This is a genomic window from Variovorax sp. Sphag1AA, assembly GCF_014192575.1.
Classification (GTDB): Bacteria; Pseudomonadota; Gammaproteobacteria; order Burkholderiales; family Burkholderiaceae_C; genus Variovorax.
Genome location: NZ_JACHYC010000005.1, coordinates 607,487 through 627,975, shown reverse-complemented (window position 1 = coordinate 627,975; position 20,489 = coordinate 607,487). Strand labels below are relative to the sequence as shown.

Sequence of the window (20,489 nt, the reverse complement as noted above, 5' to 3'; positions counted from 1 at the left end):
CACCATGGCAGGCACCATTCACGTGGACGTGGTCAGCGCCGAGGAGTCCATCTTCTCGGGCGAGGCCAAGTTCGTCGCGCTCCCCGGCGAAGCTGGTGAGCTCGGCATCTACCCGCGCCACACGCCGCTGATCACGCGCATCCGTCCCGGCGCCGTGCGCATCGAGACGGCTGACGGCGGTGAGGAATTCGTCTTCGTGGCCGGTGGCATCCTGGAAGTGCAGCCGACCACGGTGACCGTGCTGTCCGACACCGCGATCCGCGGCAAGGACCTGGACGACGAGAAGGCTAGCGCCGCAAAGTCCCGCGCGGAAGAGGCACTGAAGAACGCCAAGAGCGACATCGACATTGCCCTGGCTCAGTCCGAACTCACCGTCATGGCCGCGCAGATCGCGGCGCTGCGGAAGTATCGAGACAAGAAGTAGCTCGCCCCCAGCCTCGCCCACTTCGTGTGGCTCGGGTACCCCCCAACCGGGGGCAACACCAGCAGCCCGGCAGAGCCGGTTCTGCGGTGTTCCTGGTAAAGAAAAAGCCGCCTTTGGGCGGCTTTTCTGTTTCTGACGTTGCGGTTTGCGCCCGTTCGGCCTGAATTTGTCCGAAGTTAAGTCTTGTTCGGCTGAAGATCTCCTCCTAGTATTCGCCTTCGTCCGATTGCCCCTCGGTACCGGACGCTACAAAGAACAGACGGAGACAACGAGTGACCCCCTGGAGTCGCCTGACCGCCGACGAGATGCAGTTGCTCGAGACCACTTTCTGGTCCGCGGGGAACTCGCGCCACGGCATGGCGGAACAGCTGGGCTTCTCCAAGAGCAAGGCAAACGCCTTGATCGCGGGCCTGGTCGAGCAAGGGCTCCTCTCCGAGATCGGCCTGCAGCGATCGACCGGCGGACGCCGGCCTGAAAGCCTCCAACTCCACGCAGGGTTGGGCGTGCTGGTCGGCGTCGACATCGGCGCGACCAGCCTCGATGTCGCTGTCCTCGCCCCAGACCTGACCGTGCTCGCGCATCACGCGGAACCGGCGGACGTGCGCGAAGGCCCTGGCGTGGTGCTCGCGCGCGTTCGTGGGCTCATCAAGGAATTGCTGGCGCGCGCTGGCTTCACCGCCAAGCAAGTACTGGGCATCGGAATCGGCGTCCCCGGCCCGGTCAATTTCGAGATTGGCCAACTCGTGAATCCGCCGCTGATGCCGGCGTGGGACAGCTTCTCGATCCGCGACTACCTGCGCGAAGACTATGCCGCCCCGGTCTTCGTCGACAACGACGTCAATCTCATGGCGCTGGGCGAGCTGTGGCGGCTCAAGCGCTCGCTCTCCAATTTCCTCGTCATCAAGGTCGGCACCGGCATCGGCTGCGGCATCGTCTGCCATGGCGAGGTGTATCGAGGCGCCGCGGGATCAGCCGGCGATGTGGGCCACATCTGCGTCGACCAGGAAGGGCCGCGCTGCCACTGCGGCAACCTCGGCTGCGTCGAAGCGATGGCCGCCGGTCCCGCGATCACGCGCATGGCCGTGCAGGCCGCCGAAGCGGGCGAAAGCGCCGCGCTCGCCGAATGCCTGCGCACGCAGGGACGCATCGAAGCGATCGACGTCGGCCAGGCAAGCCGTGCGGGCGATGCCGCAGCGAATGCGATCGTCCAGCGCGCCGGCAACCTGATCGGCCAGATGCTGGCGTCCATCGTCAATTTCTTCAATCCGTCGCATGTCTTCATCGGCGGCGGCATCACGCGCATCGGACCTCTGTTTCTCGCGGCGGTGCGGCAGAGCGTCTATCAGCGTTCGCTGGCACTGTCGACGCGCCATCTCGAGATCCAGTACACGCCGCTCGAAGGTCAGGCCGGCCTGATCGGCGCCGGCGTGCTCGCGATGCAGGAAACCCTCAAGGTGCGAGGTGTGGCGCCATGACGAGCACCGCAGCCATCGCCACGCCGCGACAGAAGGCCGCAGTCGCTGTCGAGTTCGACCACGTGGTGAAGGCGTTCGGGCCGGTGCAAGTGCTGCACGGCGTGAGCTTCTCGCTCGAACCCGGCCGGGTCTATGGCCTGCTCGGCGAGAACGGCGCGGGCAAGTCGACGCTGATGAAGATCCTCGCAGGCTACGAGTCGCTCACCGGCGGCAGCTTGCGCGTCAACGGGCAGCCGCAGCAGTTCGTCAGCTCGCGCGACGCGGAGGCGCTGGGCATCGTGCTGATCCACCAGGAGTTCAACCTCGCCGAAGACCTCAGCATCGCGCAAAACATCTTCCTCGGTCATGAAAAGAAGAGGGGCTGGCTGCTCGACGATGCTGCGATGGCGCGGGATGCTGCCGCCGCGTTGGCCGAAGTGGGCCTGCATGTCGATCCGGCCACCAAGGTGCGTCGCCTGATCGTCGCCGAGAAGCAACTCGTCGAGATCGCGAAAGCGCTCTCTCGCCACGCGCGGCTGCTGATCATGGACGAGCCGACCGCCACGCTGACTCCCGGCGAAACCGAGCGGCTCTTCAAGCTCATCGCGCAGTTGCGGGCAGATGGCGTGACGGTGGTCTACATCTCGCACAAGCTCGACGAAGTCGAGCGCGTCACCGATGAGGTGATCGTGATGCGCGACGGCCGCTTCGTCGCGCGGGCGCTGACGGCCGACGTCACCCGGCACAAGATGGCGAACCTCATGGTCGGCCGCGAACTTGCCGACCTCTATCCGCCGCGCGACGAAGTGGTCGCGGACGTCGCGCCGGCGATGCGCGTCAGCAACTTCACCGTGCCCGGTTGGGCCGAGGATGCGAGCTTCGAAGTACGACCGGGCGAGATCCTGGGCTTCGCCGGTCTCGTCGGGGCAGGGCGTACTGAACTGTTCGAAGGCCTGCTCGGGCTGCGCCCTTCGAGCGGCCATGTCGAGATCCACGGGCAGGCCGTTCAACTGCGCAATCCGCGTCAGGCCGCGAAGCACGGCCTGACCTATCTCAGTGAAGACCGTAAAGGCAAGGGCCTTCACGTCAACTTCGGCTTGCGCCAGAACCTCACGCTGATGGCGCTCGAACGCTACGCGACTCCGTGGCTTCATCCCGAAGCGGAGCGCAGCGCGCTCGCGGCGGCGGTGAAGGACTACGGCATCCGTACCGGTGACCTCGATGCGCGCGCCTCGTCGCTCTCCGGCGGCAACCAGCAGAAGCTGGCGCTCGCGAAGGTGCTGCAGCCGCAACCGAAGATCGTGGTGCTCGACGAACCCACGCGCGGCGTGGACGTCGGCGCCAAGCGCGACATCTATTTCCTGATCCAGCGTCTCGCGCGCGAAGGGCTCGCGGTAGTCGTGGTCTCGTCCGAGTTGATGGAGCTGATCGGCCTGTGCCATCGCGTCGCCGTGATGCGCGCCGGTCATCTCGTGACCACCTTGAACGCCGACAAACTGACAGAAGAGGAGCTAATTGCTCATGCCACCGGAACAGCCATCGAGCACTGAGTCGCAGGTGCAGCATCGCGCCGAGGCCAAGCCGCGCTGGACCGAGCGCCTGCACGGCTTCGGTCCCGTCATCGGTCTCGTGTTGCTGTGCATCGCGGGCACGCTGCTCAACAGCGACTTCGCGACGCTCGACAACGCGATGAACGTGCTCACGCGCACCGCCTTCATCGGCATCATCGCGGTCGGTATGTGCTTCGTGATCATCTCAGGCGGCATCGATCTCTCGGTGGGTTCGATGGCGGCGCTGATCGCGGGCTGCGTGATCATGTTCATCAACGCGATGGGGCCGATGGTCGGTTCACCGGTGCTCGCGGTGGTGCTGGGCGCCGTGCTCGCCGTGGTGCTCGGGGCGGTGTTCGGCCTCGCGCACGGGCTGCTCATCACCAAGGGGCGGATCGAACCTTTCATCGTGACGCTGGGCACGCTGGGCATCTTCCGCGCCTACCTGACCTACTTCGCCAATGGCGGCGCGCTCACGCTCGACAACGAGCTTTCGGATGTCTATGCACCGGTCTATTACGCGAGCTTGCTCGGCGTGCCGATCCCGGTGTGGGTCTTTCTCATCGTCGCGGTCATCGGCGGGCTGATCCTCAACCGCACGGCCTATGGACGCTACGTGCAGGCCATCGGCTCGAACGAGCAGGTTGCGCGCTATGCGGCAGTCGGCGTCGATGGCGTGAAGGTGCTCACCTATGTGTTCCTCGGCGTGTGCGTGGGCATCGCGACCCTGCTTTACGTGCCGCGCCTTGGCTCGGCATCGCCCACGACCGGCTTGCTATGGGAGCTCGAAGCGATCGCAGCCGTGATCGTCGGTGGCACCGCGCTCAAGGGCGGATCGGGCAGCGTCATCGGCACGGTGATCGGCGCGATCCTGCTTTCGGTCATCAGCAACATCCTCAACCTCACCAGCATCATCAGCGTGTACCTCAACGCGGCGGTGCAGGGTTTCGTCATCATCGTCGTCGCGTTCCTCCAGCGGGGCCGCCGATGACGCAAGGGTTTCCCGTCCGTTCCGTTTCATCAACCAAGGAGACAAGCAGCATGAAGACTTCCATTTCCCGTCGCATGGTCCTGAGCGCGGTCGCTGCGGCGAGCTTCGCCGCGATCCCGGTCCTTGCGGCCGCGGAGCCGGTGAATCTTGGCGTATCGATCCCCGCCGCGACGCACAGCTTCATGGGCGGCATCAACTACTGGGCCAACCAGGCGAAGAAGGACCTCGAGAAAGAGCACAAGGATCTGAAGATCACGATCAAGACTGCTGCCAACGCGCCCGAGCAGGCGAACCAGCTGCAGGATCTCTCGACCGTGAGCAAGATCAACGCGCTCGTGATCTTCCCGTTCGAGTCGGCGGCGCTCACCAAGCCGGTCGCACAGGTCAAGGCCAAGGGCACCTATGTGACGGTGGTCGATCGCGGCCTGACCGACACCAGTGCGCAGGATGCCTATGTCGCCGGCGACAACACCGCCTTCGGCAAGATCCCGGCCGAATACATCGCCAAGAAGCTTGGCGGCAAGGGCAATGTCGTCGCGCTGCGCGGCATCCCGACCACGCTCGACAACGAGCGCATGGACGCCTTCAACAGCGTGCTCAAGAACTACCCCGACATCAAGCTGCTGGACGCGAAGTACGCCAACTGGAACCGCGACGACGCCTTCAAGGTCACGCAGGACTACCTGACGCGCTTCAAGGACATCGACGCGATCTGGGCGGCGGACGACGACATGGCCGTGGGCGTGCTCAAGGCGATCGAGCAAGCCAAGCGCAACGACATCAAGGTGATCTTTGGTGGTGCGGGTGCGAAGGGCATGGTCAAGACCATCGTCGACGGCAAGGACAAGCGCATCGATGCCGACGTGAGCTATTCGCCGAAGTTCATCTACGACGCGATCAAGCTTACGGCCGAAGCGCGCCTGAAGGGCGAGAAGCTGCCGGCGACGACGATCATTCCTTCGGTGCTCATCACGAAGGACAACGCCAAGGACTTCTACCACCCGGATTCACCTTTCTAACCCCCCAGCCTCGCTCACTTCGTGTAGCTCTGCACCCCCTTTCAGGGGGCGACACCGGCGGCCCGGCAAAGCCGGTTCCGCGGTGTCTCCCGCTTGGGAGCGCGGCCGTTGTCGGATATTGGAAAGTCTTGAATGACTGAAATGACTCTACGCAAACTGCGCTATGCCATGGTGGGTGGCGGGCGCGATGCATTCATTGGTGCGGTGCACCGCAAGGCGATCGCGCTGGATGGGCAGGCCGAGTTCGTGGCCGCTGCGCTTTCTTCGAACCCGGAGAAGGCGAAGGCCTCGGGGCGCGACTTGTTCCTGCCCGACGATCGCAACCACGGCGACTGGCGCGGCCTGCTCGACGACGAGTTGAAGCGGCCCGCGCACGAGCGCATCGACTTCGTGTCGATCGTCACGCCCAACCACATGCACTTCCCGGTGGCGCAGGCTTTCGTGGAGGCGGGCTTCCATGTGGTTTGCGACAAGCCGCTGGTGCATACGCGCGAGCAGGCGGATGCACTGGTGGAAGCGGTCGCCCGCAAGGGCACCGTCTTCGGCGTGACCTACAACTACACCGGCTATCCGATGGTGAGACAGGCACGCGAGATGGTGCGCTCGGGCGAACTCGGCGAAATCCGCAAGATCGTCGTCGAATACAACCAGGGATGGCTCGCGACGCGGCTCGAAGGCGAGGGCAACAAGCAGGCCGCGTGGCGCAGCGATCCGGCGCAGAGTGGCGCGGCCGGCGCCATCGGCGACATCGGCTCGCATGCGGAAAACCTCGTCGCCACCGTGACGGGGCTGGAGATCGAAAGCCTCTGCGCCGACCTGACATCGTTCGTGCCCGGCCGGCCGCTGGACGACGACGGCAGCCTACTGTTGCGGTTCAAGGGTGGCGCGCGCGGCGTGCTGGTCGCATCGCAGATCAACACTGGCCTTGAGAACGACCTGCGCCTGCGTATCTCCGGCGCGCAGGGCACGCTCGTATGGCGGCAGGAGCGACCGAGCGAACTGACTCATCTGCCGCACGACGGCCCGAAGCGCATCCTCACACGCGGCGCGCCCTGGCTCTGCGAATCGGCCCGTCGCGCGAGCCGCATTCCGAGCGGGCATCCTGAAGGCTTCATCGAGGCCTTTGCCAACATCTACGGCGGCGTGATCGCGGACATCCGCGCGAAGCTGGCCGGCGTTGCGGCCGACCCGCTCGCGGCGGACTACCCGCGTGTGGAAGACGGCGCGCGCGGCGTGCGGTTCATCGAACGCACGGTGACCTCGGCGAAGAGCGAGGTCAAGTGGACCGCCTGGTAGGTGCTCGCCTGACGTCGGCCTGAACCGACACCAGGTCGCGCCCGGTGCGCGGCGCATCAATCGGCGGGCCGGCCTACGATGTGCTCCGCACCATGGCCGAATCCGCGAACGTCTCTTCGCCTCGCGACCTCGTCGTCGCGCGCCCGGAAGGGCTCTACTGCCCGCCGGGCGATTTCTACATCGACCCGTGGCGGCCGGTCGATCGCGCGGTCATCACGCATGCGCATTCGGACCACGCGCGCGTCGGGCATGGGCACTACCTCGCACACCGCGACAGCGCAGGCACGCTGCGCGTCCGGCTTGGCGACATCACCCTGCAGACGCTCGCGTACGGCGAAGCGATCGAACACAACGGCGTGCGAATCTCGCTGCATCCGGCGGGCCATGTGCTGGGTTCGGCGCAGGTCCGCATCGAGCATGGCGGCCGCGTGTGGGTCGCCTCGGGCGACTACAAGACCGAAGCCGACGGCACCTGCACGCCCTTCGAGCCGGTGCCGTGCGACACCTTCATCACCGAATCGACCTTCGGTCTGCCGATCTACCGGTGGCCCGCGCAAGCAGTGCTGTTCGACGAGATCAACGAATGGTGGCGTGCGAACGCGGAGCAGGGCAGGGCGTCGGTGCTGCTCTGCTATGCCTTTGGCAAGGCGCAGCGCATCCTGCACGGAGTGGATGCGAGCATCGGGCCGATCATCGTCCACGGTGCGGTCGAGCCGCTGAACCAGATCTACCGGGCAGCAGGCGTCGCGCTGCCACCAACGCTGCGGGTGACGGACCCCGGCGTCGATGCCGCGACGATCAAGCGCGCTCTGGTGCTTGCACCACCGTCGGCACATGGCACGCCGTGGATGCGGCGCTTCGGCAGCTATTCGGATGCCTTCGCGAGCGGATGGATGCAGCTTCGCGGCACGCGGCGGCGTCGCGGGGTCGATCGCGGCTTCGTGATGTCCGACCACGCCGACTGGCCCGGCCTGCAGGAAGCGATCGCGGGCACCGGCGCGGAGCGCGTCTTCGTCACCCACGGCAGCGTCGCGGTGATGGTGCGATGGCTCGCCGAATCGGGTCTGGATGCGCAGGTGTTCAAGACCGAGTACGGCGACGAGGATGCGGTTGCTGGCGCAACCGAAGGCGGCGCGGAATCATGAAGCAGTTCGCCGCGCTCTATCGCGAACTCGATGCCACGACTTCCAGCCTTGCCAAGCAGTCGGCTTTGCAGCGGTATCTGCAAAGCGCCGATCCGCGCGATGCGGCCTGGGCGGTCTACTTCCTGGCGGGCGGCAAGCCGCGCCAGCTCGTGCCGAACAAGCTGCTGAGGCTGCTTGCGCAGGAGTCGGCCAGCCTGCCCGAATGGCTCTTCGACGAAAGCTACGAAGCGGTTGGCGATCTCGCGGAAACCATCTCGCTGCTGCTTCCACCGTCGACCGAGGCGCACGGCATGGGCCTTGCCGATTGGGTCGAACGCCACCTGCTGCCGCTTCGCAACACGCTGCCGGACGCGCTCGCCGACAAACTGCGCTGGCAATGGCAGCGGCTGGCGGTGGACGAGCGGCTTGTCTATTTCAAGCTGATCACCGGAGGGTTCCGCGTCGGCGTCTCGCGGCTGCAGGTCACGCAGGCGCTGGCGGCGGTCGGCGGGCTCGACCCCAAGCGCGTCGCGCAGCGGCTGATGGGCTACACGCACATCAGCGGGCAACCAGGCGCGAGCGACTACGCCGCGCTCATTGCGCCCGAGGACACCGGCGAGCTTGACCGACAGACCAGCGGCCAGCCCTATCCCTTCTTTCTCGCGCATCCGTTCAACCTTCCGCTGGAGGACTTCGATGCAGCGCTCGGCCCACCCGCGCACTGGATCGTCGAATGGAAGTGGGACGGCATCCGCGCGCAACTCGTCAAACGAGCGGGGAGGGTGTGTCTGTGGTCGCGCGGCGAGGAACTGGTGACCGACCGCTTCCCCGAACTCGCGCTGATGGGCGAGGCGCTGCCCGACGGCACCGTCATCGACGGCGAGATCGTCGTCTGGCGCGACGATCGCGTGCAGCCCTTTGCGGAACTGCAGAAGCGCATCGGCCGCAAGACGCTCGGCGCAAAGCTGCTGCGCGAGATCCCCGTCGTTCTGTTGGCGTACGACCTGCTCGAATGCGAAGGCCGCGACCTGCGCACGCTGCCGCAGCACGAACGCCGGGTGCAGCTCGATTCACTGATCGCGGACGCGCAGCATCCGTCGCTCATCGCCAGCCCCATGCTTCATGGCGAGGACTGGAACGATCTCTCCCGTCAACGCGAAGCCGCACGCTCGATGGGCGTCGAGGGGCTGATGCTCAAGCAGCGCGACGCGCACTACGGCGTCGGGCGCACCAAGGATGTCGGCGTGTGGCGGAAGTGGAAGATCGATCCGCTGTCCATCGATGCGGTGCTCGTCTATGCCCAACGCGGCCACGGCCGCCGCGCAAGCCTCTACACCGACTACACCTTCGCGGTGTGGGACGCACCGCCCGACGCGCCGGACCGCAAGCTTGTGCCCTTCGCCAAGGCCTACTCGGGCCTGACCGATGCGGAGATCGCGCGCGTGGACGCGGTGATCCGCCGGACCACGGTCGAAAGCTTCGGCCCGGTGCGCAGCGTCACGCCGACGCTGGTCTTCGAGCTCGGCTTCGAAGGCATCGCGCGCAGCACCCGGCATAAGAGCGGCATCGCGGTGCGCTTCCCGCGCATGTTGCGGTGGCGCGAAGACAAGCCGCTGGAAGAGGCCGATACGCTGCAGACGCTTTCGGCACTCCTGCCGGCCTGAAGTGCATACCTTCGACGAATGGCACCGGAAGCTGGCCTCGCTGACAATCGTGCCCCATGGACGCATCCGGAACTCCTCGCATCGACCTTCGCTCGCACGCCGTCTTCATGCTCACGCAGGCAGCGCCAATGTCCGGCATGACCGAAGAAGAGGCCGAACTCGTGGTGGACGCGATGCGGCCGGTGCACGTTCTGGCGGACACCCTCCTGTTCGAGGAAGGCGACACCGAGGACACCGACTACATGGCGCTCGTGCTCGAAGGCCAGGTGCGCGCCGAGACCCGCACCGGCATGCCCGGCGAGGAAGTGGTGATCTCGATCATCGGCCCCGGCCATCTGATCGGCGAGATGGGCGTGATCGACGGCGAGCCGCGTTCGGCGAGCTGCACCGCGCTGACCGACGTCAAGCTTGGCGTGCTCTCGCGCGAGGCGCTCATGAAGCTGCTGGACCAGCACCCGGGCGCCGCCTCGCGTCTCGTGCTCGCGTTGTCGAAGGGACTCGCGGAGCGGCTTCGCGAGAGCAATCGCCGCCTTCGCACCCTGTCGCAGGTCACGCGCGCGCTGCAGGCCGAGCTGGACGCGGTGCATGCCGTCAACCGCAGGCTGCTCGACGCCGGCTAGTCGTCAGCGTCTCTCCCGAACCGTCAAGTCAGAGGATCACCGGCGCGTCCGGAAGCTCGTTCCGGTCCGCCGCGCCCTCGGCCAGCGGAAAGTGCTCGACCAGCACGGCGGACACTTCCTCGAGCGCCTGCGTAAGCCCATCCTCGAACCGCCCTTCGCGGAATGCTTCACCCATGCGCTTGGCCATCGCAGCCCAGTCTTCGGTGTCCACGTGCAGATCGATGCCGCGATCGGCCACGATCTCGATCGCGTGCTCGGCCAGCAGCAGGTAGATCAGCACGCCGTTGTTGTGCGCCGTGTCCCAGATGCGCAGCTTGCTGAACATCATGATGGCGCGCTCGCGAGCCGTTGCATCGCGCCACAGGTAGGACATCGGCAGTCCGGCCTCGACGCAGATGCGGATTTCGCCGGTGTGCCGGCGTTCGCTTGCACCGACGCGTTGTTCCAGGCGTTTGAGCATGTCGGCCGGCAGTGCCCGACGCACGTCGGCATCGTCGACCCAGCGATGGCGCCAGATACGTGCGAGGCGTGAAGTCAGCGAAGCCATGGTCACCAGTCTCCCGAGGCGCCGCCGCCGCCGAAATCGCCACCGCCGCCCGAACTGAAGCCGCCGCCTCCGCCGGAGGACCCGCCGCCCCAGCCGCCACCGCCACGCCCAGCGCCCCAGCCGCCGCCAAGACCGCCACCCAACCCACCGCCGAGGCCGCCACGGCGCATGGGGCCCGCGCCGAACGCCATCGACAGCAGCGTGAACAGCAACGCGCCCAACCCTGCCAGAACCGCGATCACGATGCTCGACGTCACCATCATCACCACGAATCCGGTGACGCCACCCATCGCCAGCGAGCCCAGGGTCTTGCCGAAGATGCGCCGCGCGATCGGCCCGCCGACCAGCACGGCGATGAAGAAGAACACCGCGAGGTCTTGCCAGTCGAAGCCACCGCCGCCGCGACCCTCACCGCTGAAGTCTCCGCCGCGCGCATCGACTTCCGGCAGCGGCTCGCCCTTGACGCGCGCGATGAGCTGGTCCGCCGCCGCGTCGAGCCCGCCGGCGAAGTCGTTCTGGCGGAAGCGTGGCTTCATCGCGTCGTCGATGATGTGTGCCGCCGCGAGGTCGGGCACCGCGCCTTCGAGCGTCTTGGCGACCTCGATGCGCATCTTGCGGTCGTTCTTCGCGACGATCACGAGGATGCCGTCGCCGACATCGCGCCGGCCGATCTTCCATGTGTTGCCGACGCGATTGGCGTAGCTCGCGATGTCCTCGGGCGCAGTGGTCGGCACCATCAGCATCACGATCTGCGAGCCCTTCTCCTTTTCGAAGGCCTGCAGCTTGGCTTCGAGCGCGGCGCGTTGCGTGGGCGTGAGCGTGCCTGTCTGGTCGATGACGCGCGCATCGAGCTTCGGCACCGGCAGCAGGTCCTGCGCCCGCGCATGCCCGCTACCCAACAGTGCCGCCGCGAGCAGCAGCAATGCCGTCAGGGCTTGCCAGATGCGCGGGAGGCGCGGCAGGCGCAGGATGCGGACCATCAGCATGGCAGGCGGCCGTGCCGGCTTACTTCTTCGGCGCGTTGAAGTCGACGGTCGGCGGTGTCGAGATCTGTGCCTCGTTCTGCACCGAGAAGTTCGGCTTGGGGTCGTAGTTGAAGATCTTGGCCGTCAGGTTGGTCGGGAAGCTGCGCGCGAGCACGTTGTATTCCTGGACCGTCTGGATGTAGCGGTTGCGCGCCACGGTGATGCGGTTCTCGGTGCCTTCGAGCGTCACCCGCAGATCGCGGAAAGCTTGGTTGGCCTTGAGGTTCGGGTACTGCTCCGATACCACCATCAGCCGCGACAGGGCGCTCGACAGCTCGCCCTGCGCCTGCTGGAACTTGTTGAAGGCCTCGGGGTTGTTGAGCGTCTCCGGCGTCACCTGGATCGACGTCGCCTTGGCCCGCGCCTCGATCACCTTGGTGAGTGTTTCCTGCTCGAAATTGGCTTCACCCTTGACGGTAGCCACGATGTTCGGCACGAGATCCGCGCGCCGCTGGTATTGATTGAGCACCTCGCTCCAGGCCGATTTGCTGGCCTCGTCGAGCCGCTGGAAATCGTTGTAGCCGCAGCCCGAGAGGGCGAGTGCGGCGAGGATGATCAGTAGCCAGCGTTTCATCATCGCGAGGTCCCTTGTTGTGAAGTTGGCAAAGGTAGCATAGCGGCATGCCGGTCGACCCCATCCATGCGTTGCAGGCGGGCCAGCGGGGCCCGGTGCAGCGTGCTGCGGATGCGGGCACGGGAACCCTCCTCGTTGCTGGCGCCACCGGTGTGCTGGGCCAGGAGCTGGTCCGGCGCCTGGCGGGCAGGCACCGTTTCGACCACACGCTGGTGCTGGTGCGCGAGCCGATCCTCGAAGGGCTGAGCGGTGTCGAGACCGTGCTCACGCCCGACGCCCCCATCGACGAATGGCCGCTGGTGGAGGCCGATACGGCGCTCATCCTGTTCGAGCCGCCCCGCCTCTATTACGACCGCGAACGCGCACTCTGGACACCCACGCCGGACCAGTTGCCGGCACTCGCGCGATGGCTGCGCGCAAGCGGCGTCGAAACCCTTGCAGTCGTACAGCCGCACGCGCAGGGGCGCTTGCCCGAAGCGCTGAAGCGGGGCCTCGCCTCGCTCGACGAGCAGGCCGTGGTCGCCGAAGGCTTCGAGCGCGTGATCCTCGTGCGCACCGCGCAGAAGCCTGCGAAGGTGCGTTACACGAACCCGGCGGAGCGGCTCGCGGCGTGGATGCTCTCTATCACGCGCTTCATGGTCCCATCGAGCGAGCAGCCGGTGCGCGCATCCAAGGTCGCCGAGCTGGTCGACGTCGCGCTGCGCCTTGCGCCTCCGGGTGCGCACGTGATGGCGCCCGAAACGGTGTGGCAGGCGTCGCAGGGCGATGTGCGCCAGGTCGTCGGAGCCTGGCTGGCCGGGTCGCCCTGAGTCGCCTTGGGGCACCCAGCCGCACGGGTCCGAGGCAAAATCCACCTTTCCGGCAGATCCACCCATGTCCACCAAAACAAAACTCCGCGCCGCGACGATCGGCGGCACCGCCGACGACGTCGAGACGGCTTTCTACGAGGCGCTGCAGCGCGGCGACGTCGAGGCCCTGATGGACTGCTGGGCCGACGAGGACGAGATCTTCTGCGTCCACCCCGGCGGTCCAAGGCTGGTGGGTGCCGATGCGATTCGCGCCGCCTTTGAGAACATGTTCGGCAACGGCGGTGCGATCCACGCGACGCCGGCGCGGGTGCGCAAGGTCGAGTCGCTCGCGAGCGCCGTGCACAACGTGCTCGAACGCATCGACGTGCTGACCACCGAAGGGCGCAAGCACGCCTTCGTGCTCGCCACCAACGTCTATCACAAGACCGCGCAGGGCTGGCGCATGGTGGCGCACCATGCAAGCCCCGGCAGCGCGCAGGAGCCGGGCGACGCCCCCGAGGCGCCGCAGACCCTTCATTGATGCAGTACGTTGCACCGCGCTGGTTGCCGGGTGGCAACCTCCAGACCATTTGGGCCGCCCTGTACGGCCGGCGCGTGATGACGCCACTGCCGGCGTATCGGCGCGAACGCTGGACCACGCCCGACGGCGACTTCATCGACGTCGATTTTCTTGAGGCGCAGGGCTCGGGCCCGAAGCCGCTGCTGGTGCTTTTCCACGGGCTCGAAGGCTCCTCGCGCAGCCACTATGCGGAGGCGTTCGCGGCCTTCGCGCTGGAGCGTGGCTGGGACTACGCGGTGCCGCACTTCCGCGGCTGCAGCGGCGAGATCAACCTCGCGCCGCGCGCCTATCACTCGGGGGATTTCGAGGAGATCGACTGGATCCTCGCGCGCCTGCATGATGGCCGCGAAGCCGTTCGGGCGGTGGGCGTTTCGCTCGGCGGCAACGCGTTGATGCGGTGGGTGGAAGAGTCGGGTGACGAGGCCTCGAAGCGCGTGCGCGCGGTGGCGTCGATCTGTGCGCCGCTCGATCTTGCAGCCGGAGGCGCTGCGATCAGCCGGGGCTTCAACAAGCTCGTCTACACGCGCATGTTTCTCGCGACCATGAAGCCCAAGGCGCTGGCCAAGCTGGCACAGCACCCGGGCCTCTTCGATCGCGACAAGCTGCTGGCGGCGCGCGACCTGTACGACTTCGACAACATCTTCACCGCACCGCTGCACGGGTTTCGTGACACCGACGACTACTGGTCGCGCGGCTCCGCCAAACCTCACCTGCATCGGGTCGAGATTCCGGCGCTCGTCGTGAACGCGGCCAACGATCCCTTCGTGCCCGCCGCCAGCCTGCCACGGCCCGGCGAAGTCGGTCGGCATGTCACGCTCTGGCAGCCTGCTCATGGCGGCCACGTGGGCTTCCCGCTCGGTTTTCCGCCTGGCCACGTGCGCGGCATGCCCGAGCGCGTCGTCGGCTGGCTCGCGGACCGGTAGCCGAGCAAAATACCCCGATGGACGACATCGTCAAGCAGGCCCTCGCGAAGTGGCCGAACGTGCCGCATTGCTACGGTTGGCTCGGCCTCGACGCCCGCGGCAACTGGTACCTGCGCGATGCGCCCACGCAGGCCGCCGGGCCCTTCGCGGCATCGAAAGGCTCGATGCTCCAGCACGAGAAGCTGATCGAATTCATCCAGCGCAACTACGAGCACGACGCGGAAGGGCAGTGGTTCTTCCAGAACGGGCCGCAGCGTGTGTATGTCGAGCTCGAAGCGACGCCGTGGATCTGGCGCGTGGCCGAGGATCTCTCGGTCAGGTCCCATTCGGGCGAAGAGGTCGAGCCCTCGGCCTGCCTGCTTGACGAGGACGGCAAGCTGTATCTGGTCGCGCCGATCGGCCTGGGCCTCGTGCACACGCAGGACGTCGGCTTGGCATCGGAGGCGATCGAGCAGGGTCGTTGGGTGCCCGAAGATGTCCGCGCGGCCGATCTTCCGGCCCGTTTCGGCTACGTGACCAGCCCCGAGGCACGGCAACCGACCAAGCCCGCTCCGTCGCCCTGAGTGCCGCGCAGGCAAAAAAAGAGCCCGCATAAGCGGGCTCTTTTGTTCTGTGAGGGCCGTTACTTTGCGGCACCTTCGGCAGGCTTGGCCGCATCGGCCGTCGCTGCACCTTCGGCCGGTGCTGCCGCGGCGGGCCGATCCGGCACCGGGAAGTTGGCACCGCCGGCGTTGGCCATGTAGACCACGGCGCGGCCGATTTCCAGGTCCTCGAAGTCGCCGCCGCCCTGCGGAGGCATCGCGCCCTTGCCCTTGAGGGCATGTTCGAGGAGCGTCGCGAAGCCCTGGCCGATACGGGGGCCCCAGGCTGCCGCGTCGCTGAAATGCGGCGCGCCGGGAATGCCGGGGGAACCGTGGCAGGTCACGCACTGCGCCTTGAAGACCGCTTCGCCGGTGGCGAGCGGACGGTTGGCGTCGCGGATTTCGATGGAGCCGACCTTCTTGAGGCGTTCGGCGACTTCGCGGTCACGGACGTCTTTCGAAACGCCATAGAGCGACATGCCTTCGCCCTGTGCGGAACCCGAGGGATGGGTGCCCGAGACCACGTACGAGACAAGGCCCGCAATGATCAGGATGGGAGCAACGAACGAGAAAAATACCGCTAGCAGGAGTTGCTTGGGATTCTTGATCGGGCCGGTGTGGGCTTCTTCTGTGGCCTGGTAGTGCACTTCGTCGCTCATTGGGTCCTCAGTGTGGGGCTCGTCGGGGGCTTTTTAGATCACGGCGGATTATAGGGACCACCCCCGACCTGAGCTGTCGCGCATTCCCGGGGGTGTGCCGCTACCTCGTGCTCCAGCCGCCGCCCAGCGTTTTGTAGAGCGCCACCTGGTTCTGCAGCTTGGCCTGACGCGCCTGCGCCGTCGCCAATTGCGCCGTGTACAGCGACCGCTGCGCATCCAGCAGATCGAGCCCGCTCGCGATGCCGTTGCGATAACGCATGTCCGACAGCTTGAAGCGGATCTCTTCCGCGTTGGCCTGCGCGATGAGCGCGCGCAACTCCTCGTTGAAGGTCGCCTGCCCGGCGAGCGCATCGGCGACTTCGCGGAACGCAGTCTGGATGGCCTTCTCGTACTGGGCCACGGCGATATCGCGTTCGGCCTTCGCCGAATCGAGGCCCGCGCGGTTGCGGCCAGCGTCGAAGATCGGCAGCGTGATCTGCGGCGCGAAGGTCCACGCCTTGGATCCACTCTTGAAGAGCCCCGAGAACTCGGTGCTCGCAGTGCCGATCGACGAAGTCAGCGTCACCCGCGGGAAGAACGCAGCCCGCGCCGCGCCGATGTTGGCGTTGGCGGAAATCAACTGCTGTTCCGCCGCGCGGATGTCGGGCCGCTCAGTGAGCAGGTCCGAAGGCAGCCCCGCAGGCAGGTCCTGCATCGGCGTGAGCGCCTGCAGGCCGGCCGCGCTGCCGGCAAACGCTTCCGGCGGCACCGGCGAGCCGAGCAGCAGCGCGAGCGCGTTTTCGTCCTGCATGCGCAGGCGTTGCTGCTGCGCATAGGCAGCGCGCGCAGTCTCGGCCTGCGACTCGGCAAAGCGGTAGTCGATCTCCGATGCCACGCCGTTGTCGAAGCGCAGCTTGGTCAGCTTGAGCGACTCGTCGCGCGTGTCCATCGTGCGGCGCGTGATCTCGAGGAACTCGTCGTCGCTGAGCACGGTAAGCCAGCCGGTCGCGACCGCACTGACGAGGCTGATCTGCGCCGCCTTGCGCGATTCCTCGGTTGCGAGGTATTGCGCGAGCGCCGCGTCCTTCAGGCTCGCAATGCGGCCGAAGAAGTCGATCTCCCACGACGTGATGCCAACGCCGACCGCATCGACTTCCGACACGTTGCCGATGCCGGTCGCCGAGGGCCGCTGCCGGGTCTGGCTCGCCGAGGCGTTGAGCGCCGGGAACAGCGCCGAACGCTGGATCTGGAACTGCGCGCGCGCCTGCTCGATGTTGAGCACCGACACACGCAGGTCGCGGTTGTTCGCCAGCGCGATCTCGATCAGCTTCACGAGGCGCGGATCGGTGAAGTAGTCCTGCCAGGCGATGGTCGCTGCCGGCGGCTGTTGCGCAGCCGGCGCGGCCGTGTTCGGGAAGGCCTGCGGCACCGGCAACTCCGGACGCTCGTACTTGGGTGCCAGCGAGCACCCGCTCAGGAAGAGGGCCGCGCCCGCCGCGACGGCGGCGAAGCGCATGCGCGGGGTGTGCTTAGTGTTCATGAGATTCCTCGATGCCCGCGGCTTCCGCATGGCGCTTGTCCATCTGGTGCTGGCGTTCGCTGCCCTTGAAGAGCGTGCGGACGACCACGAAGAACACCGGAACGAAGATCACGGCGAGCGCGGTGCCGGTCAGCATGCCGCCCAGCACGCCGGTGCCGATCGCGCGCTGGCTCGCGGAGCCTGCGCCGGTCGCCATGGCCAGCGGCACCACGCCGAGACCGAAGGCCAGCGAGGTCATGATGATCGGCCGGAACCGCAGGTGCGCCGCGGCCAGCGCCGACTCGATCACGCCCTTGCCCTGCGCCTGCAGGTCCTTCGCGAACTCGATGATCAGAATCGCGTTCTTCGCTGACAAGCCGATGATCGTGATCAGGCCCACCTGGAAGTACACGTCGTTGGAGTAGGCCCGCAGCAGCGTCGCCAGCAGCACGCCGAGCACGCCCAGCGGCACCACCATGATCACCGACAGCGGAATCGTCCAGCTCTCGTACAGCGCCGCAAGGCACAGGAACACCGCCAGGATCGCGAAGCCGTAGAGGATGATGGCCTGCGAACCCGCGAGCTTTTCTTCACGCGACTGGCCGGTCCATTCGTAGCCGAAGCCTGCCGGCAGTTGCGCCGCCAGCTTTTCCATCTCCGCCATCGCCGCGCCCGAGCTGTAGCCCGGTGCGGCCGAGCCGGAGATACGCACCGCCGGATAACCGTTGTAGCGAACCGTCTGCTGCGCGCCCGTGACCCATCGCGTGCTCGCGAAGGCCGACAGCGGCACTGGCACGCCCTTGCTGTTGCTCGCGTTGAGCTTCAGCAGGTCTTCCGGCTGCATCCGTGCCGGCGCATCGGCCTGCACCACCACGCGCTGCAAGCGACCCCGGTTCGGGAAGTCGTTGACGTAGGACGAACCCAGCGCCGTCGACAGCGTCGTGTTGATCGCGTCGAAGGTCACGCCCAGCGCGTTTGCCTTGTCGCGGTCGATGTCGATCTGCAACTGCGGCGCGTCTTCGAGGCCGTCCGGACGAACTTGCGTCAGCAGTGGGCTCTTGCTCGCCATGCCCAGCAACTGGTTGCGCGCGTTGGTGAGCGCCTCGTGCCCTGCGCCCGACCGGTCCTGCAGGCGGAAGGTAAAGCCGCTCGCGTTGCCCAGTTCAGGAATCGGCGGGGGGCTCAGCGGGTAGATGAACGCATCGCGAATGCTCGAGAGCGCGCCGAATGCACGGCCCGCCAAGGCATCGGCGGAATGCGCCGGGTCCTTGCGCTCGTCCCAGTCCTTCAGCGTCACGAAAGCAAGACCGGCGTTCTGGCCTTGACCCGAGAAGCTGAAGCCAAGCACGCCCACCATGCTCTGCACTTCGGGTTGCTTGAGGATGTAGCCTTCGACGTCCTGGATCACCGACAGCATCCGCTCTTGTGTGGCGCCCGGCGGGAGCTGCACGTTCACGATGATGTTGCCCTGGTCTTCCTGCGGCAGGAACGAAGTGGGCAGGCGGCTGTAAAGCAGCGCCACCGCGCCGATGATCGCCACGTAGATGATCAGATAGCGCGCCGCGCGGCGCAGGATGCGCGCCACCAGGCTTTCATAGCCCTTGGCCGTGCGCGAGAACCCGCGATTGAACCAGCCGAAGAAGCCCTTCTTCTCGTGGTGATGGCCTGCTTCGACCGGCTTGAGCAGCGTCGCGCACAGCGCCGGCGTGAGCGACAGCGCCATGAAGGCCGAGAAGCCGATCGACGCCACCATCACCGCCGAGAACTGGCGGTAGATGTTGCCGGTCGAGCCCGAGAAGAAGGCGAGCGGCACGAACACCGAGATCAGCACGACCGTCACGCCAATGATGGCGCCGGAGATCTGGCGCATCGCCTTGCGGGCGGCCTCGAGCGGAGAAAGACCTTCCTCGCTCATGATCCGCTCGACGTTTTCGACCACCACGATCGCGTCGTCCACCACGATACCGATCACCAGCACCATGCCGAACATCGTCAGCACGTTGATCGAGAAGCCCAGCGCGGACAGCACCGCGAATGTGCCCAGCAGCGCAATCGGCACCACGATCGTCGGGATGATCGTGTAGCGCCAGTTCTGCAGGAACAGGAACATCACCAGGAACACCAGCGCCACCGCCTCGAACAGCGTCTTCACCACTTCCTTGATGGAGATGCTCACGAAGCGCGAGCTGTCGTAAGGGATGGTCCACTTCACGCCCTGCGGGAAGAACTTCGACAGCTCTTCCATCTTGGAGCGGATCAGCTTGGCCGATTCGAGCGCGTTGCCGCTCGGTGCGAGCTGAACGCCGATACCGACCGCGGGCTGGCCGTTCAGGCGCGCCGACGTCGAATAGGCCTGGCCACCCAGCTCGATGCGCGCCACATCGCGCAGCCGCACCGCCGAACCGTCGGTGTTCGCGCGCAGCACGATGTTGCCGAACTGCTCGACCGTCGTGAGCTGGCCGTTGACCACCACCGTCGCGGCAATCGCTTGCCCCGGCACGTTCGGCAGGTCGCCGATGATGCCGGACGACACCTGCGCGTTCTGCGCCTTGATCGCGTTGTTCACATCGGCCGGCGACAGGTTGTAGCCCTGCAGCTTGGCCGGATCGATCCACACCCGCATCGAACGCTCGGTGCCGAAGAGCTGCGCCTGACCGATGCCGGCGACGCGCTGCAGTTCAGGCACCACGTTGCGCGATGCATAGTCGCCCAGCGCGATCGGATCGAAGGCCGGGTTGTCCGAAGACAGGATCGTGAACAGCAGGAAGTTGTTGCGCGACTTGTCGACGCGCACACCCTGCTGCGTCACCGCAGCGGGCAGGCGCGGCGTGGCGCGCGACAACCGGTTCTGCACGTCCACCTGTGCGAGATCGGGGTTGGTGCCCGTCTCGAAAGTGACCGTGATCGTGCCGGTGCCGTCCGCCTGCGCGACCGACTCCATGTAGATGAGGCCGGGCGAGCCGTTCATTTCGCGTTCGATCACCGACAGCACGCTGTCTTCTAGCGTCTGTGCAGACGCGCCGGGATAGGCGGTGCTGATGACGATCGCGGGCGGCGCCACGGGCGGGTATTGCGAGATCGGGAGCTGCGTGATCGCCACGCTGCCCATCACGATGATGAACAGCGCGATCACCCACGCAAAGATCGGTCGATCAATAAAGAACTTGGCCAT

At 66.5% G+C, this 20,489-nt stretch carries 19 protein-coding genes; 13 read left to right on the top strand and 6 right to left on the bottom strand.

Annotated features, from left to right (window positions below; genetic code table 11):
- Positions 1-4: 4 nt before the first annotated feature.
- The 9 genes from FHW64_RS22560 to FHW64_RS22520 all read left to right on the top strand — a co-directional run bounded on the left by FHW64_RS22560 (position 5) and on the right by FHW64_RS22520 (position 10,142).
- Complete coding sequence (locus FHW64_RS22560) at positions 5-424, top strand: F0F1 ATP synthase subunit epsilon (RefSeq protein WP_184530329.1); 420 nt, start codon at positions 5-7, stop codon at positions 422-424.
- Between the two features lie 305 nt (positions 425-729).
- Positions 730-1,899: an ROK family protein gene (locus FHW64_RS22555; protein WP_184530490.1), complete on the top strand. Its 1,170-nt coding sequence runs from the start codon at positions 730-732 to the stop codon at positions 1,897-1,899.
- Positions 1,896-3,428 (top strand): sugar ABC transporter ATP-binding protein, encoded by a 1,533-nt coding sequence (locus FHW64_RS22550; protein ID WP_184530327.1) that lies wholly within the window; start codon positions 1,896-1,898, stop codon positions 3,426-3,428. The genes FHW64_RS22555 and FHW64_RS22550 overlap by 4 nt, the downstream gene beginning before the upstream one ends.
- Positions 3,400-4,419 carry an ABC transporter permease gene (locus FHW64_RS22545; RefSeq protein WP_184530326.1) on the top strand — a complete coding sequence of 340 codons (1,020 nt, stop codon included), beginning with the start codon at positions 3,400-3,402 and terminating at the stop codon, positions 4,417-4,419. Before FHW64_RS22550 ends, FHW64_RS22545 begins: the two co-directional genes overlap by 29 nt.
- A gap of 74 nt (positions 4,420-4,493) precedes the next feature.
- The gene (locus FHW64_RS22540) at positions 4,494-5,438 is read left to right on the top strand and encodes a substrate-binding domain-containing protein (RefSeq protein ID WP_260306288.1); all 945 of its coding nucleotides are present in this window, start codon (positions 4,494-4,496) and stop codon (positions 5,436-5,438) included.
- Between the two features lie 132 nt (positions 5,439-5,570).
- A complete protein-coding gene (locus tag FHW64_RS22535) occupies positions 5,571-6,734 on the top strand; it encodes a Gfo/Idh/MocA family protein (RefSeq protein ID WP_184530322.1) in 1,164 nt (387 codons plus the stop codon).
- A 92-nt stretch (positions 6,735-6,826) separates the two neighbouring features.
- Positions 6,827-7,879, top strand: coding sequence for a ligase-associated DNA damage response exonuclease (locus FHW64_RS22530; protein ID WP_184530320.1), 1,053 nt, complete (start codon positions 6,827-6,829; stop codon positions 7,877-7,879).
- Positions 7,876-9,522, top strand: coding sequence for an ATP-dependent DNA ligase (locus FHW64_RS22525; protein ID WP_184530318.1), 1,647 nt, complete (start codon positions 7,876-7,878; stop codon positions 9,520-9,522). Before FHW64_RS22530 ends, FHW64_RS22525 begins: the two co-directional genes overlap by 4 nt.
- A 56-nt stretch (positions 9,523-9,578) precedes the next feature.
- Positions 9,579-10,142 (top strand): Crp/Fnr family transcriptional regulator, encoded by a 564-nt coding sequence (locus tag FHW64_RS22520; RefSeq protein ID WP_184530316.1) that lies wholly within the window; start codon positions 9,579-9,581, stop codon positions 10,140-10,142.
- 28 nt (positions 10,143-10,170) lie between these two features.
- Here FHW64_RS22520 and FHW64_RS22515 read toward each other — a convergent pair whose 3' ends face one another.
- Genes FHW64_RS22515 through FHW64_RS22505 form a run of 3 tightly spaced genes read right to left on the bottom strand, consistent with a single transcriptional unit; the run spans position 10,171 to position 12,288 of the window.
- Positions 10,171-10,689, bottom strand: a complete 519-nt coding sequence (locus tag FHW64_RS22515) for a TPM domain-containing protein (protein WP_184530315.1) — start codon at positions 10,687-10,689, stop codon at positions 10,171-10,173.
- 2 nt (positions 10,690-10,691) lie between these two features.
- Positions 10,692-11,669, bottom strand: a complete 978-nt coding sequence (locus FHW64_RS22510) for a YgcG family protein (protein ID WP_184530488.1) — start codon at positions 11,667-11,669, stop codon at positions 10,692-10,694.
- A gap of 25 nt (positions 11,670-11,694) precedes the next feature.
- Positions 11,695-12,288, bottom strand: a complete 594-nt coding sequence (locus FHW64_RS22505) for a LemA family protein (protein ID WP_184530313.1) — start codon at positions 12,286-12,288, stop codon at positions 11,695-11,697.
- Between the two features lie 47 nt (positions 12,289-12,335).
- Between FHW64_RS22505 and FHW64_RS22500 the strand changes: the two genes are divergently transcribed.
- From FHW64_RS22500 to FHW64_RS22485, 4 genes are all read left to right on the top strand, one after another.
- Entirely contained in the window at positions 12,336-13,097 is a 762-nt protein-coding gene (locus tag FHW64_RS22500) for a hypothetical protein (RefSeq protein ID WP_184530311.1), read from the top strand.
- A 64-nt stretch (positions 13,098-13,161) separates the two neighbouring features.
- Positions 13,162-13,617, top strand: coding sequence for a nuclear transport factor 2 family protein (locus FHW64_RS22495; protein ID WP_184530309.1), 456 nt, complete (start codon positions 13,162-13,164; stop codon positions 13,615-13,617).
- Complete coding sequence (locus FHW64_RS22490) at positions 13,617-14,579, top strand: YheT family hydrolase (protein ID WP_184530307.1); 963 nt, start codon at positions 13,617-13,619, stop codon at positions 14,577-14,579. The genes FHW64_RS22495 and FHW64_RS22490 overlap by 1 nt, the downstream gene beginning before the upstream one ends.
- Positions 14,580-14,596: 17 nt before the next feature.
- Positions 14,597-15,142: a DUF2946 family protein gene (locus FHW64_RS22485; protein ID WP_184530305.1), complete on the top strand. Its 546-nt coding sequence runs from the start codon at positions 14,597-14,599 to the stop codon at positions 15,140-15,142.
- Positions 15,143-15,201: 59 nt separating this feature from the next.
- On the opposite strand, the gene FHW64_RS22480 is transcribed toward FHW64_RS22485, so the two are convergent.
- The 3 genes from FHW64_RS22480 to FHW64_RS22470 all read right to left on the bottom strand — a co-directional run bounded on the left by FHW64_RS22480 (position 15,202) and on the right by FHW64_RS22470 (position 20,489).
- Positions 15,202-15,819 carry a cytochrome c5 family protein gene (locus FHW64_RS22480; RefSeq protein ID WP_184530303.1) on the bottom strand — a complete coding sequence of 206 codons (618 nt, stop codon included), beginning with the start codon at positions 15,817-15,819 and terminating at the stop codon, positions 15,202-15,204.
- A gap of 100 nt (positions 15,820-15,919) precedes the next feature.
- The gene (locus tag FHW64_RS22475) at positions 15,920-17,338 is read right to left on the bottom strand and encodes an efflux transporter outer membrane subunit (RefSeq protein WP_184530301.1); all 1,419 of its coding nucleotides are present in this window, start codon (positions 17,336-17,338) and stop codon (positions 15,920-15,922) included.
- Positions 17,328-20,489, bottom strand: coding sequence for an efflux RND transporter permease subunit (locus FHW64_RS22470; protein WP_184530299.1), 3,162 nt, complete (start codon positions 20,487-20,489; stop codon positions 17,328-17,330). The genes FHW64_RS22475 and FHW64_RS22470 overlap by 11 nt, the downstream gene beginning before the upstream one ends.